Here is a 14,949-nt window from a genome sequence, read left to right as displayed (position 1 = left end):
TGTCGCGTACAGGTGAAGCCGGAAGTTACTGCCCGGCCAGTCCCACCGCCCGGCCCCGCGCCGCATGCAGCTTCTTGAAGCTATCGATCAGCCGTTGATGCCGGTCCAGCCCTTCCAGTTGCATGTTGGTCGGCGTCAGGCCATGGAAGCGCACGCTGCCCTCCATCGAGCCGATCACCGCGTCCATGCGCTCCTCACCGAACATGCGGCGGAAGTTGGTTTCGTAGTCGTCCAGCTCCAGCTCTTCGTCCAGTTCGACTTCCAGCACCACATTCAGCGCCTGGTAGAACAGGCCGCGCTCGACGGTGTTGTCGTTGTACTGCAGGAAGGTTTCGGTCAGTTCCTTGGCTTCTTCGAACTGCTGCAGGGCGAGATGAATGAGGAGTTTCAGCTCCAGAATGGTCAGTTGACCCCAGACCGTATTGTCGTCGAACTCGATGCCGATCAGGGTGGTGATGTCGGTGTAGTCGTCCAGCTCGCTCTCTTCCAGGCGCTCGACCAGTGCCTGCAGGCTGTCATCGTCCAGGCGGTGCAGGTTGAGGATATCCTCGCGGAACAGCAGCGCCTTGTTGGTGTTGTCCCAGATCAGGTCATCGACCGGATACACCTCCGAATAGCCGGGCACCAGGATGCGGCAGGCGGTGGCGCCCAGGTCGTCGAAGACGGCCATGTACACTTCCTTACCCATGTCTTCGAGGATGCCGAACAGGGTGGCGGCTTCCTCGGCGTTGGCGTTGTCGCCCTGGCTGGAAAAATCCCATTCGACGAAGTCGTAATCCGCCTTGGCGCTGAAGAAGCGCCACGAGACCACGCCGCTGGAGTCGATGAAGTGTTCGACGTAGTTGTTCGGCTCAGTGACCGCCTGGCTTTCGAAGGTCGGCTGGGGCAGGTCATTCAGGCCTTCAAAGCTGCGGCCCTGCAATAGTTCGGTCAGGCTGCGCTCCAACGCGACTTCAAGGCATGGATGGGCGCCGAACGAGGCGAAGACGCCGCCGGTGCGCGGGTTCATCAGGGTCACACACATCACCGGGAACTGGCCGCCCAGCGAGGCGTCCTTCACCAGCACCGGGAAGCCCTGCTCTTCCAGCCCCTGGATGCCAGCCAGGATCGCGGGGTACTTGGCCAGCACCTCCTGCGGCACGTCTGGCAGGGCCAGCTCGCCTTCCAGGATCTCGCGTTTCACCGCCCGCTCGAAGATTTCCGACAGGCACTGCACCTGCGCTTCGGCCAGGGTGTTGCCGGCGCTCATGCCGTTGCTGAGGAACAGGTTCTCGATCAGGTTGGAGGGGAAATACACCACCTCGCCGTCGGACTGGCGCACATAGGGAATGGAGCAGATGCCGCGCTCGGTATTGCCGGAGTTGGTGTCGTACAGGTGCGAGCCGCGCAGCTCACCCTCGGGGTTGTAGATCGCCAGGCAGTGTTCGTCGAGGATCTCCGCCGGCAGCGCATCCTTGCGGCCGGGCTTGAACCAGCGTTCGTTGGGGTAATGCACGAAGGCCGCATTGGCGATGTCTTCGCCCCAGAACTGGTCGTTGTAGAAGAAGTTGCAATTCAGCCGCTCGATGAATTCGCCCAGGGACGAAGCCAGCGCCGCTTCCTTGGTCGCGCCTTTGCCGTTGGTGAAGCACATCGGCGACTGCGCATCGCGCACGTGCAGCGACCAGACATTGGGCACGATATTGCGCCAGGAGGCGATCTCGATCTTCATGCCCAGCCCGGCCAGGATGCCCGACATGTTGGCGATGGTCTGCTCCAGCGGCAGATCCTTGCCCAGGATGCAGGTGCCCTCGTCCGTTGCAGTGGCCGGCAGCAACAACGCCTGGGCGTCGGCATCCAGGTTATCCACTTCTTCAATCACGAACTCCGGCCCGGTCTGCACCACTTTCTTCACCGTGCACCGCTCGATGGAGCGCAGGATACCCTGGCGGTCCTTGGCGGAAATGTCGGCGGGCAACTCGACCTGGATCTTGAAGATCTGCTTGTAGCGGTTCTCCGGGTCGACGATGTTGTTCTGCGACAGGCGGATATTGTCGGTGGGAATATTGCGGGTGTTGCAGTACAGCTTCACAAAATATGCCGCGCACAGCGCCGATGAAGCCAGGAAGTAATCAAAGGGCCCCGGCGCCGAACCATCACCCTTGTAGCGGATGGGTTGATCGGCCACCACGGTGAAGTCATCGAACTTCGCTTCGAGGCGAAGGTTGTCGAGAAAGTTGACCTTGATTTCCATGGGGGCGATTACCGGGTTGTGGGCGGGGCGAAGAGGCCGCCATTATCCGGGTTTTGCGCGGGAAGTCATGTGCTGAGCGCCCGGATGGGCACCGTTTATCGAGGACAGCGCCTGCAGCAGCCGTCCCTGGCCGCTCGCAAAGATACTGATTTACATGCGCTGATTCAGCCCCATGTCCCAGAAATCGATTTCCAGGCGAGTGGCGTCGCTGAAGATGCGCACCAGTTGTTCGAAACGACGCGGCGAGACGTCGGCCAGCTCGCGGTTCAGCCAGTCGATTTCCGCTGCGGTGGCGCTCTGGAATTCGTCGCTTTCGTACATGGCGATCCAGGCGTCGTAGGGGTTCTGCTCGCCGCGCAGGGTTTCGCTGCGGCTGTTCAGCCACTGGGCGATCTGACCGTAGCCCACCAGACAGGGGGCAAGCGCCACGTGCAGGTCGAGCAAATCACCGCGGTTACCGGTGTCCAGCACGTAGCGGGTGTAGGCCATGGTGGCGCGGGCTTCGGGCAGGGCCTGCAGCTCCTGTTCCGAGATGCCCCATTCGCGGCAGTACTGGATGTGCAGACCCAGTTCCAGATCCACAATCGCTTCCAGCCCGGCCTTGGCCTGACGCAGATCCTCCAGCGTCGGGCTCTTGTAGGCGGCCAGCGCGAAGGCGCGGGCGAACTGGATAAGGAATAGATAATCCTGTTTCAGGTAATGCCGAAACGCACCCGCCGCCAGCGTGCCGTCACCCAATTGCCGCACGAAGTCATGCTGGAGGTAGGCATCCCACTCGCTCTGGCAGGCTTGCTGCAGCTGCGTGAAATTGAAAGCCATGGTTTTATCTCACTGATTTGAAAGAGTTTATTGGTGGCAGATACCTATAAATACCTGACCAACGCCGCTGCCACTATGCCGGCAGCGATGGCTGGCAAGGGTTTCCGGAACAACAGCATCAGGGTTGCGGTGGTCAGCAACGCCAGCCGGGCACCATTGTCCCCGCTGACCGCCATGGGCGCGAGCAGTGCCACCAGTACCGATCCAGACATGGCCTCAATGAACCGCGTCACCCGGTCACTGATAGGCACGAAGGACATCACATACACCCCACCCCAGCGGGTTGCCAGTGTCACCACGGCCATGACCACAACAATGACCATTGCCCCGCTGCCTGTCGTGCTGATGGTCAGCATTTCCCGCCCCCACGGATCATTCCTGCCAAACCTCCCGCCAGCGCGCCCACCACAACATGGCTGTTTTCCGGCAGATACCAATACGCCAACAGTGAAGCGATGGCAGCGATGCTCCAGATGGCCAACATCCGCAGGCTCCTTTCGCCGCCCACCACCATTGCCAGCAGGAAGCAGCCCATGACCATATCCAGCCCCAGGCTCGCCGGATCACTGATCGCGTTGCCGAAATGAATGCCAAGCCAGGTGCCGACTATCCAGAACGACCAAAGCGCGCCGCAGCCAGACCGAAAGCAGCGCCGAAAACAATAACGAACAGAGAAATCGGCGCCAGTTGCTTGAAGCCCGTCCAGACTAATGATCTATCGAGTTGATGGAGTTCAGTACTCGCCTTTATCAATTCATGGCCCTCGAGCCGGCTTAACGGAACACTAGAGTGTACCAGCCATTCGATAGGCAAATTGTCGAGTACGGAAGATGACTCACCAGTTCAGGAATCATAGGGCGTCATGAACGCCCTCATGTACTTTCCACCGCCACCTCAGGCTCCTCCGGGCGACGCGCATACCGCTCGGCCAGCACCGCGCAGACCATCAGCTGGATCTGGTGAAAGATCATCAGCGGCAGGATCATCGCGCCCATACTCCCGCCGGCGAACAATACCTGGGCCATGGGCACCCCGGTGGCCAGGCTCTTTTTCGAGCCGGCGAACAGGATGGTAATGCGATCCTCGGTATTGAAGCCCATGCGCCGGGCCAACTGCTCAACCAGTACCAGAACCAGAGCCAGCAAGATGCAGCAAGCCAGCACCAGCCCGCCCAGTTGCAGCAGCGGGATGCTGTGCCACAAGCCCTCCACTACCGCTGCGCTGAATGCGCCATAGACCACCAGCAGGATGGAGCCCTGGTCCACGTTCTTCAGCCAGATCTTGTTCTGTTCAATCCACTGACCGATCCAGCGGCGGGCAATCTGGCCAGCGATGAAGGGTAGCAGCAACTGCACGGTAATCTGGCCGATTGCTCCCAGCGTATCGCCACTGCCAGCCTCAGCCCCCATCAGCAGCATGACCAGCAGCGGCGTGACGAAGATGCCCAGCAGGCTGGACGTCGCAGCGCTGCACACTGCCGCCGCGACGTTGCCCCGCGCCAGCGAGGTGAAGGCGATGGCGGACTGCACGGTCGCCGGCAGCGCGCAGAGAAACAGCATGCCGAGATACAGCTCATGGCCCATCATTGGCGCCAGCACCGGCTTGAGCGCCAGGCCAAGCAGCGGGAACAGCACAAAGGTGCAGCCAAATACCACCAGATGCAGGCGCCAATGGGTGGCACCGGCCCAGATGGCCTCACGCGACAACTTGGCGCCATGCATGAAGAACAGCAGGGCAATGGCCAGGTTGGTCACCCAGCCAAATACGACGGCCACGTGATCACGTACCGGCAGCAGACTGGCTGCCGCCATTACGGCGATCAGGCAGAGGGTGAAGTTGTCGGGCATGAAACGAGGACGGGCCATGGCGTCGATCTCCTGGGCAACGGAACGGCTTGCACTGATGAACGCATGAGTCTACTGTCGGGCAGACTTTCTGACTAACGCAATCAGGGCCATCAATGTCGAGAAACGGACAAAGCAGTCCCGTACATCGTCCGGTACCAAAGCTCCCCCACCTGCCCCGGCCGTTGTATGCACGGGTCGAATCACTGGCGCGGCCGGCTGCCACGGACTGGCACAGCCACCCCTGGGCGCAATTGTCCTATGCCACCCAAGGCGTGCTCTCGGTGCACACCCAGACCGGGCGCTTTCTCGCGCCGCCGCAGCGGGCGATCCTGGTGCCGCCGGATATGCCACATGCGGTGCTCAGTTCGCCGCGCACCGAAATGCGCAGCCTGTATCTGGAGCCGCAGGTAGTCGGTTGGGCCGAAGAGCACTGCCTGGTATTGGAGATCACTCCGCTGCTGCGTGAGCTGATCAGCGCCTTCGGCCAGGTGCCTGCCGAGTATGCGCTCGATGGGGCGGACGCTCGCTTAGTGGATGTCTTGCTCGATCAGCTGCGAGTGGCCCCGCGCACCGGCCTGTTCCTGCCTTGGCCTGGCGATCCCCGGCTGCAGGCGCCCTGCGAGCAGCTCTATCAAAGTCCCGAGCATAGCGTCAGCCTGCAGCAGTGGAGCCGGGAGTTGGGTATATCGGAAAAGACCCTGTCGCGGATATTCCTGCGCGAGACCGGCATCGGCTTTCGCGCCTGGTATCAGCGCCTGCGTCTGTTGCACGCCCTGCCGCTGCTGGATCAGGGCCAGAGCGTGACCGACGTGGCGCTCGCCTGCGGCTACGATTCCACCTCAGCCTTCATTGCGGCGTTCCGCCAGCAGCTGGGAATTACCCCCGGTGCGCTGGCGGGCAGGGTCGGCCAGATCGCTGAATTGGCGCCAGCTGACTAAGAGCGAGTCAGCCGGGGTCGAGACTACAACGGGCCGTCAGCGGACCAGCATCCGGTCAAATCGCCTCCAGCTTGGCATAGGCCACCATCAGCCATTTGCTGCCTTCATCGTCGAAATTCACCTGAATGCGCGCTTGGGCGCCATGTCCTTCGTAGTTGAGGACCACGCCTTCGCCGAATAGCGAGTGCATGACCCGCTGGCCCAGGGCGAAGCCGGTGCTCTCGGAGGCTTCCTGGGTGAACATGCTGCCCTTGCCCTTGCCGGGGCCGAAAGGTCGGCTGACCGTATTGCCCAAGCGTACTTCACGGATCAGCTCGGCGGGGACTTCACGGACGAAGCGCGAGACCTTGTTGAAGGTTTCGCTGCCGTACAGCCGGCGGGTTTCTGCCCAGGTGATGATCAGTTGCTGCATCGCCCGGGTGATGCCCACATAGGCCAGGCGGCGTTCCTCTTCCAGCCGACCCGGCTCTTCCAGGCTCATCTTGTGCGGGAACAACCCCTCCTCCACGCCAGCGAGGAACACCAGCGGGAATTCCAGGCCCTTGGCGCTGTGCAGGGTCATCAGCTGGACGCTGTCCTCGAAACGATCGGCCTGGGTTTCGCCAGCTTCCAGCGAGGCATGGGCGAGGAAGGCCAGCAGCGTGTCGCCCTCTTCTTCCTCGTCGGCCATGTCGTTCTCGAAGGCGCGGGCGGCGGAGACCAGTTCTTCCAGGTTTTCCACCCGGGCCTGGGCCTTTTCGCCCTTTTCCTTTTCGTGGAAGGCCAGCAGGCCGCTGTGTTCGATGACCTGCTGGGCCATGCTGTACAGCGGCACGCCTTCGACGCGTTCGGCCAGTTGTTCGATCAGCTGCATGAAGGTCTGCACTGCGTTGGCAGCGCGCCCCGGCAGGCCCTTGTTGTCGAGCAGGTCACAGCCGGCCTGCCATAGCGATACATCCTGCTGGCGGGCGTGCTGGCGCAGGGTTTCCAGGGTCTTGTCGCCGATGCCGCGGGTGGGAACATTGATGATGCGCTCCAACGCACCGTCATCCCCGCGGTTGGCAATCAGACGCATGTAGGCCATGGCGTTCTTGATCTCGGCGCGCTCGAAGAAGCGCTGGCCGCCATAGATGCGATAGGGGATCGCAGCGCGCAGCAGGGCCTCTTCCAATACCCGGGACTGGGCGTTGGAGCGGTACAGGATGGCGATCTCGCTGCGCGCCATGCCTTCGCTGACGGCCTCGCTGATGCGGTCGACGATGAACCGCGCTTCGTCCTGTTCGTTGAAACCGGCATACAGGGAAATCGGCTCGCCGTCGTTGCCGTCAGTCCACAGCTCCTTGCCCATGCGTCCGGCGTTGTTGGTGATCAGCGCGTTGGCGGCCTTGAGGATGGTGGCGGTGGAGCGGTAGTTCTGCTCCAGGCGGATCAGCTCGGCGGTCGGGTAATCCTGCTGGAACTGCTGGATGTTCTCGATCCGCGCACCACGCCAGCCATAGATCGACTGGTCGTCATCACCCACCACCATCAGGCTCGGATTGTTGCCGGCGATCAGCCGCAGCCAGGCATATTGCACGGCGTTGGTGTCCTGGAATTCATCCACCAGCATGTGTCGGAAGCGCGCCTGGTACTGCTCGCGCAGCGCCTGGTTGTCGCGCCACAGCTCCAGTGAGCGCAGCAGCAACTCGGCAAAATCCACCACGCCGGCGCGGGCGCAGGCCTGCTCATAAGCGGTATAGATGCGCAGCATGGTGGTCAGAAACAGGTCGCCAGCAGCCTGGATATGCTGCGGACGCAAACCTTCGTCCTTCTGCCCGTTGATCCACCATTGCGCCTGGCGTGGCGCCCACTGGTTCTCATCCAGCCCCAGCTCGCGGACCACCCGCTTGACCACCCGCAGTTGGTCATCACTGTCGAGAATCTGGAACTGCTCGGCCAACCCGGCCTCGCGCCAGTGGGCGCGCAGCAGGCGGTGCGCCAGTCCGTGGAAGGTGCCAACCCACATGCCCTGGGGCGATATACCGAGTAGTTGCTCGATACGCTGGCGCATCTCGGCCGCGGCTTTGTTGGTGAAGGTGACCGACAGAATGCTCCAGGGCGAGGCCTTTTCGACCTCCACCAGCCAGGCGATGCGGTGTACCAGCACGCGGGTCTTGCCGGAACCGGCACCCGCCAGCACCAGTTGTTGACCAGTGGCCGCGGTAACGGCCTGGCGCTGGGCGTCGTTGAGAGAATTGAGCAAATGAGAGATATCCATCGCAGCATTCTACCGTGCCGGCGCCGGGGTCGGAAGGAAGACTGCCGGAGCCATTTGGGTAATCGTCCGAATTGTCTCAAAGGGGTCTGTGCCGAATGGGATGCGCTGGTGTATGGTTTGCCAAATGGATTGCAGTCACATGGAAGCGTCATGACAGTAGACCCGACCCGGCGCCGTGGATGCGCCCCAGCATGACCGGTAGTGAAAAGGACCTCAGTACGGCGGCTGTTCGCCAACAGTTGCGCCAGCTTGATCTTTTGTTCGAATGCGCCCGGCTGCCGCAATGGCTGGTCATGCTGGCCGCCTGCGCTGTCAGCCTATTGATCTGGCAGGATGGATCGCAGCCGCTGGTGCTCGGCTGGTTGATGATGATCTGCATGCTGACGCTGCTGCGGATTCGCGTGGCGCGCTGTTACCGGCACAGCTCGCCGGAGCAACGCCTGCGGCCGCGCTGGTCGGCGTTGTTCTATCTCGGCAATGCCTTCTCCGGGTTGGCCATGGGCCTGGTGCATATCTTGCTGGTGCCGGTGGATACCTTCGCCGTGCAATCAGCAGCCTACGCCGTGACCACCGGCGTGATCCTCTGCGTCAGCATCATCTACGCGCACCGCTTCAGTGCCTTTTTCAGCTTCGCCCTGCCCAGTTGGTTGCCGCCGACCCTGTTCCTTCTGCTGCAGGACGACCCCACCAGCCCGTACTGGGGTCTGATGGGTACCACGCTGTTTTGTTGCATGTTGCTGGCAGCGGCGTTCATCAACCGCTCGGCCAGGCGCTCCCTGCAAAGTGACATCCATAACGAGGCGCTGCTGTACCGACTGAATGAGGCCCACCAACAAGCCGAAGCGCTGAACATCCAGCTGACCGGTGAAATCCAGCATCGCCGCCAGGCCGAACAGCAATTGCGTAACAGCCATGACGCACTGGAGCATCGCGTCGCCCAACGCACCACTGAGCTGCAGCAGACCCAGGCGCGACTGAGCATGGCACTGGAGGCCAGCGCCCTGGGATTATGGGACTGGGATCTGCGCACCGATGAGGTTCACCACTCCCACCTGCAGGAAATTTTTGGCCTGCCGGATACCCGCCTCACCATGCAGGGCGGGCTCAAGCCGCGGGTACATCCAGAGGATGTGGAGCGCGTACGCGCTGCGTTGATTGCCCATTTCAAGCACGCCACACCCTATTGCGTGGAATACCGGGTGAAACACCAGGCTGGCCATTGGGCCTGGGTCGAGGATAACGGCCGCGCCGTCGAGCGCGACAGTGCCCGGCGCGCATTGCGCATGATCGGCACCCGCCGCGACATCACCTCGCGCCGGCAGCACCATGAGCAGGAGCGCTTGGCCGCCACTGTGTTCGAGGCCACGTCGGATGGGATTTTCGTACTTGACCCACAGCGCCGCATCCTGGCGGTGAATCAGGCCTTCAGTGTAATCACCGGTTACGCCGCGAATGACGTGGTCGGCAAGGCTCTCACCTCCGCCAGCACCAATCCTGACACGCTGGCCACCTATGCGCGCATGCGCACAACCTTGCTCAGCCATGATCGTTGGGAAGGCGAGGTGCAAGAACAGCGACGCAGCGGTGAACGCTATCTGCAGTGGTTACAACTGACCGTGGTACGCAACGGCGCTGGCGATATCACCCACTATGTCGGCTTCTTCGCCGACCGCACCATTAACCGCCAGACCGAGGAACAACTGCGCTATCTGGCCAACCATGATTCATTGACCCAACTGGCCAATCGCGGCCTGTTCACCCGGACCCTGGCAGAGGCCACCGGTCAGGCCCGTGCTCATGGCACAGGCCTGGCGCTGCTGCATATCGACCTGGATCGTTTCAAAAACATCAATGAGACCCTGGGCCATGCGCAGGCCGACGCCCTGTTGCGGCAGGTGGCCGACCGGCTGAGCGCGACCCTGTCCGATGCCCTCATTCTGGCGCGATTGTCAGCCGATGAGTTCGTCGTCGTGCAGCAGGATATGCCTGGCAGTGCCCTGGAGCAGTTGGCGAGCCGGTTGCTGCAGATACTCGGCGAGCCGATCCGGCTCGGTGACAACGACCTGATCATTTCCGCTTCCATTGGCATCAGCCTGTTCCCTGGCGAGGCGCGCAACAGCCTGCAGCTGATCAACCAGGCCAATCAGGCGATGCAACATGCCAAGCATCTTGGCGGCAATGGTTTCCAGTTCTATTCAGCACAGTTGCCAACACGCAGCACCGACCGTCTGCATCTGGAAAACGACCTGCGCAAGGCGTTGACCGATGATCAGCTGCAGGTGCACTACCAGCCCAAGCTGCATCTGGCTTCCAACAGTATCAACAGTGCCGAAGCGCTGGTGCGCTGGCAGCACCCCACTCGCGGCATGCTGCTGCCCGGCGAGTTCATCGCCATCGCCGAAGAAACCGGATTGATCTTGCCACTAGGCGAAAAGGTACTGCGCCGGGCCTGTATCCAGGCCAGCCAGTGGCTGCATACAGGCCCCCTGGCCGTGCGGGTGGCGGTGAATCTATCGGTGCAGCAACTACGCCAGCCGCACTTCGCCGCCCTGGTTGCGGACATCCTGACGGACACCGGTTTGCCCAGCCACCTGCTGGAACTCGAATTGACCGAAAGCATGTTGCTGGAACACAGCGATAGCGTGGCAGACAACCTGGCGGCCCTGCGCCAGCTGGGGGTGGAATTGGCGGTGGATGACTTCGGCACCGGCTATTCCTCGCTGGCCTACCTCAAGCGCTTCCCGATCCGCTGCTTGAAAATTGATCGGGCCTTTATCTGCGAACTGGACGAGCAGCCCGGCGATACGGCCATTGTCCGGGCTATTATCGCCATGGCCCACAGTATGCATATGAGCGTGGTGGCCGAAGGTGTGGAGCAGGAGAGCCAGTTGGCCTTCCTACGCAGCCAGGGCTGTGATGAGGTGCAGGGTTACCTGATCAGCAAACCGCTGCCCACCGATGCCTTCACTCGGCTGCTGCAACAGCAGCAGTCTCAGGCGGACACCCCGAGCCAGCCCAGCGAAACGCTTTCCTAGCGCTCATCAGACCAGACATGCCCGGTGCGCTCCAGCAGGCTGTCCGCGGCTTCCGGGCCCCAGCTGCCGGCGGCGTAGCGCTTGGGCGAACGGTAGACTTCGCGCCAGCCGCGAATGATCGGGTCGACCCAGCGCCATGCCGCCTCGATCTCGTCACGGCGCATGAACAGGGTGGCGTCGCCCTGGATCACGTCCAGCAGCAGTCGCTCGTAGGCATCCCAGCGACGACGTTGGAAGGCTTCGTCGAAATGCAGGTCAAGATCCACTTCCTGCAACGCCATGCCCCGCCCCGGTGACTTGGCCATCAGCGACAGGCTGATGCTTTCATCGGGCTGCAGACGAATCACCAGGCGGTTGCCCACCGGGGTGTCGTTGCCGGGAAACAGTCGGTGCGGGACCGATTTGAACTGGATGACAATTTCCGATTTGCGCTGCGCCAGGGATTTGCCGGTGCGCAGATAGAAAGGCACGCCGGCCCAGCGCCAGTTATCAATTTCGGCCTTGAGCGCCACATAGGTTTCGGTATTGCTGTCGTGGTCGACGCTTTTCTCGAAGTAGTAGGCCGGCAGCTGTTCGCCGGCACGCTTGCCCTTGGAGTATTGACCGCGCACGGTCTGATCCTGCACATCCATACCGGTGATCGGCCGCAGGGCTTCGAGGATCTTGAGCTTTTCGTTCCGCACCGCTTCGGGTTCGAAGTGCACCGGCGCTTCCATAGCCACCAGGCACAACAGCTGCAGCAGATGGTTTTGCACCATGTCGCGCATGGCGCCGGCATGATCGTAGTAGGCGCCGCGGTTTTCCACTCCGACGGTTTCCAGCACGCTGATCTGCACGTGGTCGATATGGCCATTGCGCCACAGCGGCTCGAACAGCGCATTGCCGAAGCGCAGCGCCAGCAGGTTCTGCACTGCTTCCTTGCCAAGAAAGTGATCGATGCGAAAGACCCGTGACTCGTCGAACACGCTGCCGATCCGGTCGTTGATCTGGTTGGCGGTCTTGAGGCTGTCGCCCAGGGGCTTTTCCAGCACGATGCGGGCTTCGGCATTCACCAGCCCGGCCGATTCCAGGTGCAGGGCCGTGGGTGCGAACAGGTCGGGCAGTGTGGCCAGGTAGAACACCCGCACCCGGCCCGGCTGCTCGCCCAGATGCCGGGCCAGCCGGGCGAATTCAACCCGCTGGCTGACGTCCAGGGTCAGGTAGTCGAGACGCTCGGCAAACCCATCCCAGGTGGCCTCATCGAAGTCGGCCTTGGCCACGTGCTGGCTGACATGCCGGCGCACCAGTTTCCGGTAACTGTCCCCTTCATGCCGGGCGCGGGCCAGCGACAGGATGCGGGTATCGGGATGCAGATGACGATCACGATGCAGGTAGAACAGGGCCGGCAGCAGCTTGCGCATGGCCAGATCCCCGGTGCCGCCGAATACCACGATGTCGCAGGCTTTGCCATATCGCGCTGACACTATTGTTCTCCTCGGAAAAGCGGCCGGAGGGTTTTTGTAGTATAACTACACGACACTACGACTCCCGTACCGCAGACTATCATGAAGCTCACGTGAACTTGCTCCAACACATTGCCGGTAACCGCCAGATTCTCCGAAAATCGGAGCTGAAGGTCGCCGACCACGTCCTCACCAACGCCGCCCAGGTGATGCATTCGTCCATGGCCGACCTGGCCCGCGAAGTAGGCGTCAGCGAGCCCACCATAGTGCGCTTCTGCCGGGCCATCGGTTGCACCGGTTTCCAGGACCTGAAACTCAAGCTGGCGCAGAGCCTCGCGGCGGGCGCCAGCTTCGGGCAGTTCTCGATCAATGAGGACGACAGCGTCGATGAGCTGTCGCACAAGATCTTCGATACCACCCTGGCAACCTTGATGGATGTGCGCGAACGTCTGGATGCCGATGCCATGGAACAGGCCATTCTGGCCATGGCCGACGCCCGCCGCGTGGAGTTCTACGGCTTCGGCGCCTCCGGTGCGGTGGCCAGTGATGCCCAGCACAAGTTCTTCCGTCTGCAGGTGTCCACCGCAGCCTATTCCGACCCGCACATGCAGGCCATGTCCGCCGTGACGCTGGGCCCCTATGATGTCGCCGTGGCCATCTCCCAGACCGGGCGCACCAAAGATTTACTGCACTCGGCCACCTTGGTAGTGGAGGCCGGTGCCACCTTGATCAGTCTATGCCCCAGCCACACGCCGCTGGCCGAGCTGGCACGCATTCACATCCCCATCGATGTCATTGAAGATACCGATATCTACACCCCACTGTCATCCCGTATCGCCCATCTGGTGGTGATCGATGTACTGGCCATGGGTATGGCCATGCGCCGCGGACCAGAGCTGGTCAATCACCTCAAAAGCGTGAAGCGGAGCTTGCGCGGGTTGCGGCTGTCCAACAAGGGCAGCCAACGGAATACCGATACGCAGGAGTGAGCCGATGCGCAAAGTCTCTCGTGGCCCGAACCCCACCGAGCATGACGCCTCGCCCGTTCATTCCCGACCCTGGCAGCGGCTGCGCTTCGCTGATCATCTGGTGCCTCGCCCGCCAGTGTCAGGTATCAATGTCCGCTGCCGCCTGCAGCATTTCGCCATTGTGACTTACGCTGTTGCGGCGGACCGTTTGCGCCAGCTGATACCGCCCCGCTTCATGCTCGATAGCGTAATAATCGACGGCAAGGAACGCGGGCTGGTCTCTGCAGTACCCTTCGTCAATGTCGATTTCACCCTGGCGGCTTATCCTTTCCCACGCCTGCGCATGGGCCAGACCGACTATCGCACCTATATCATCGACCGCCTGACCGGGGAGCGTGCCGTCTGGTTCTTCGGTACCACCCTGGATTCCTGGACGCTGCCCCTACCCCGGCACGTCTGGCAACAGCCCTGGCATCACGGCTCCCTACGTTTCGATTGCGCGCTCGATGCCAGCGGCAGTCGTTACCAGCGTTATCGCCTGCATACCGCATCGGCCGGAGCCAGCGTCGAACTCAGCCTGACCCAGCAGGAAGTGCCGGAAGCCGACTACCCCGGCTTCGCCGATGCGGAGACCGCACTGGTCTACCTGACCCACCCGCTGGTGGGTTTCTTCCATCGCCGGCGGGACGGCCATATCGGCGCCTATCGCGTGTGGCACGATCAGTTGCAAGTGCAGCCCGGGCGCCTGGTGAATGCGCGCTTTGAACTCTTTACCCGGATGGGGCTGCTTTCGGTCGCCGAGCAGCAGTACCCGCACAGCGTGCTGATGCAACCGATCAATGATTTTATCGTATACCTGCCGCCAACCCGTCTTGAGCCCGAGTGAGGCATAATGGCCCGCCTTGCCTATTCATCAGGAGCCGCACATGCCCGTCGCCATGGCCCGCCATATTCTGGTCAAGACCGAAGCCGAAGCTGCACAACTGAAACAGCGTATCGCTGCCGGCGAGGCATTCGATGTGCTGGCGAAAAAACACTCTACCTGCCCCTCGAAGAAACGCGGCGGCGACCTTGGCGAAGTGCGCCCCGGCCAGATGGTGCGGGCTGTCGATCAGATCATCTTCAAAAAGCCGCTGAAAGTCGTGCATGGCCCGGTGAAGACGCAGTTCGGCTGGCATCTGGTGCAGGTTTTCTACCGCGACTGAATACCGCACCCCGCCGCGCTGCAAACCCCGGAATACCGTCTATGCTTGTAGGGACATTTTTCAATAATGACCCAACAAGGCAACGTACCCGGGGGCAGCATGCAACTGAAGAATCTCTACAAACCCGTGCGCATCGCGAGTTTCGTGGTCCTCGCGCTGATGGTGGTTTCCGCTCTGTATGCCTTCACCATGACCGTCCTGCACTGGACGGGTATCAACGTCTGAC

12 protein-coding genes and 1 pseudogene are annotated in these 14,949 nt (G+C 61.8%); 6 read left to right on the top strand and 7 right to left on the bottom strand.

Annotated elements, in window-relative coordinates; genetic code table 11:
* Positions 1-25: 25 nt before the first annotated feature.
* The 5 genes and pseudogenes from DHB74_RS11765 to DHB74_RS11745 all read right to left on the bottom strand — a co-directional run bounded on the left by DHB74_RS11765 (position 26) and on the right by DHB74_RS11745 (position 4,917).
* Positions 26-2,233 carry an OsmC domain/YcaO domain-containing protein gene (locus tag DHB74_RS11765; RefSeq protein ID WP_499161542.1) on the bottom strand — a complete coding sequence of 736 codons (2,208 nt, stop codon included), beginning with the start codon at positions 2,231-2,233 and terminating at the stop codon, positions 26-28.
* 150 nt (positions 2,234-2,383) lie between these two features.
* Positions 2,384-3,052 carry a thiaminase II gene (gene tenA / locus DHB74_RS11760; RefSeq protein WP_074778946.1) on the bottom strand — a complete coding sequence of 223 codons (669 nt, stop codon included), beginning with the start codon at positions 3,050-3,052 and terminating at the stop codon, positions 2,384-2,386.
* A gap of 44 nt (positions 3,053-3,096) precedes the next feature.
* A complete protein-coding gene (locus DHB74_RS11755; protein WP_412917642.1) occupies positions 3,097-3,408 on the bottom strand; it encodes an AzlD family protein in 312 nt (103 codons plus the stop codon).
* A pseudogene (locus DHB74_RS11750) lies at positions 3,402-3,680 on the bottom strand (ABC transporter permease family protein); the annotation flags it as partial. The pseudogene DHB74_RS11750 and the gene DHB74_RS11755, both read right to left, overlap by 7 nt.
* 244 nt (positions 3,681-3,924) lie before the next feature.
* A complete protein-coding gene (locus tag DHB74_RS11745; protein WP_036991705.1) occupies positions 3,925-4,917 on the bottom strand; it encodes a bile acid:sodium symporter family protein in 993 nt (330 codons plus the stop codon).
* Positions 4,918-5,012: 95 nt separating this feature from the next.
* Between DHB74_RS11745 and DHB74_RS11740 the strand changes: the two genes are divergently transcribed.
* A complete protein-coding gene (locus DHB74_RS11740) occupies positions 5,013-5,837 on the top strand; it encodes an AraC family transcriptional regulator (protein ID WP_074778950.1) in 825 nt (274 codons plus the stop codon).
* A 55-nt stretch (positions 5,838-5,892) separates the two neighbouring features.
* Here DHB74_RS11740 and uvrD read toward each other — a convergent pair whose 3' ends face one another.
* Positions 5,893-8,073 (bottom strand): DNA helicase II, encoded by a 2,181-nt coding sequence (gene uvrD / locus DHB74_RS11735; RefSeq protein WP_036991702.1) that lies wholly within the window; start codon positions 8,071-8,073, stop codon positions 5,893-5,895.
* 191 nt (positions 8,074-8,264) lie between these two features.
* Between uvrD and DHB74_RS11730 the strand changes: the two genes are divergently transcribed.
* Complete coding sequence (locus DHB74_RS11730) at positions 8,265-11,108, top strand: putative bifunctional diguanylate cyclase/phosphodiesterase (protein WP_499161539.1); 2,844 nt, start codon at positions 8,265-8,267, stop codon at positions 11,106-11,108.
* Here the strand turns inward: DHB74_RS11730 and zwf are convergent.
* The gene (zwf, locus tag DHB74_RS11725; RefSeq protein ID WP_136868595.1) at positions 11,105-12,571 is read right to left on the bottom strand and encodes a glucose-6-phosphate dehydrogenase; all 1,467 of its coding nucleotides are present in this window, start codon (positions 12,569-12,571) and stop codon (positions 11,105-11,107) included. The genes DHB74_RS11730 and zwf overlap by 4 nt on opposite strands.
* 92 nt (positions 12,572-12,663) lie before the next feature.
* Here zwf and hexR point away from each other — a divergent pair, with 92 nt between their 5' ends.
* The 4 genes from hexR to DHB74_RS11705 all read left to right on the top strand — a co-directional run bounded on the left by hexR (position 12,664) and on the right by DHB74_RS11705 (position 14,948).
* A complete protein-coding gene (gene hexR / locus DHB74_RS11720) occupies positions 12,664-13,539 on the top strand; it encodes a transcriptional regulator HexR (protein WP_036991696.1) in 876 nt (291 codons plus the stop codon).
* 4 nt (positions 13,540-13,543) lie between these two features.
* Positions 13,544-14,404, top strand: coding sequence for a DUF2071 domain-containing protein (locus DHB74_RS11715; protein ID WP_280164934.1), 861 nt, complete (start codon positions 13,544-13,546; stop codon positions 14,402-14,404).
* Between the two features lie 40 nt (positions 14,405-14,444).
* A complete protein-coding gene (locus DHB74_RS11710; RefSeq protein WP_036991694.1) occupies positions 14,445-14,723 on the top strand; it encodes a peptidylprolyl isomerase in 279 nt (92 codons plus the stop codon).
* 66 nt (positions 14,724-14,789) lie between these two features.
* Positions 14,790-14,948 (top strand): hypothetical protein, encoded by a 159-nt coding sequence (locus DHB74_RS11705; protein ID WP_169304539.1) that lies wholly within the window; start codon positions 14,790-14,792, stop codon positions 14,946-14,948.
* The last annotated feature ends 1 nt before the right edge of the window (position 14,949 follow it).

Origin of the sequence: Pseudomonas sp. G11-1, assembly GCF_024031555.1 — a bacterium.
Classification (GTDB): domain Bacteria; phylum Pseudomonadota; class Gammaproteobacteria; order Pseudomonadales; family Pseudomonadaceae; genus Halopseudomonas; species Halopseudomonas bauzanensis.
The sequence above is the reverse complement of the archived record's forward strand: the minus strand, read 5'-3'. Positions and strand labels throughout refer to the sequence as shown.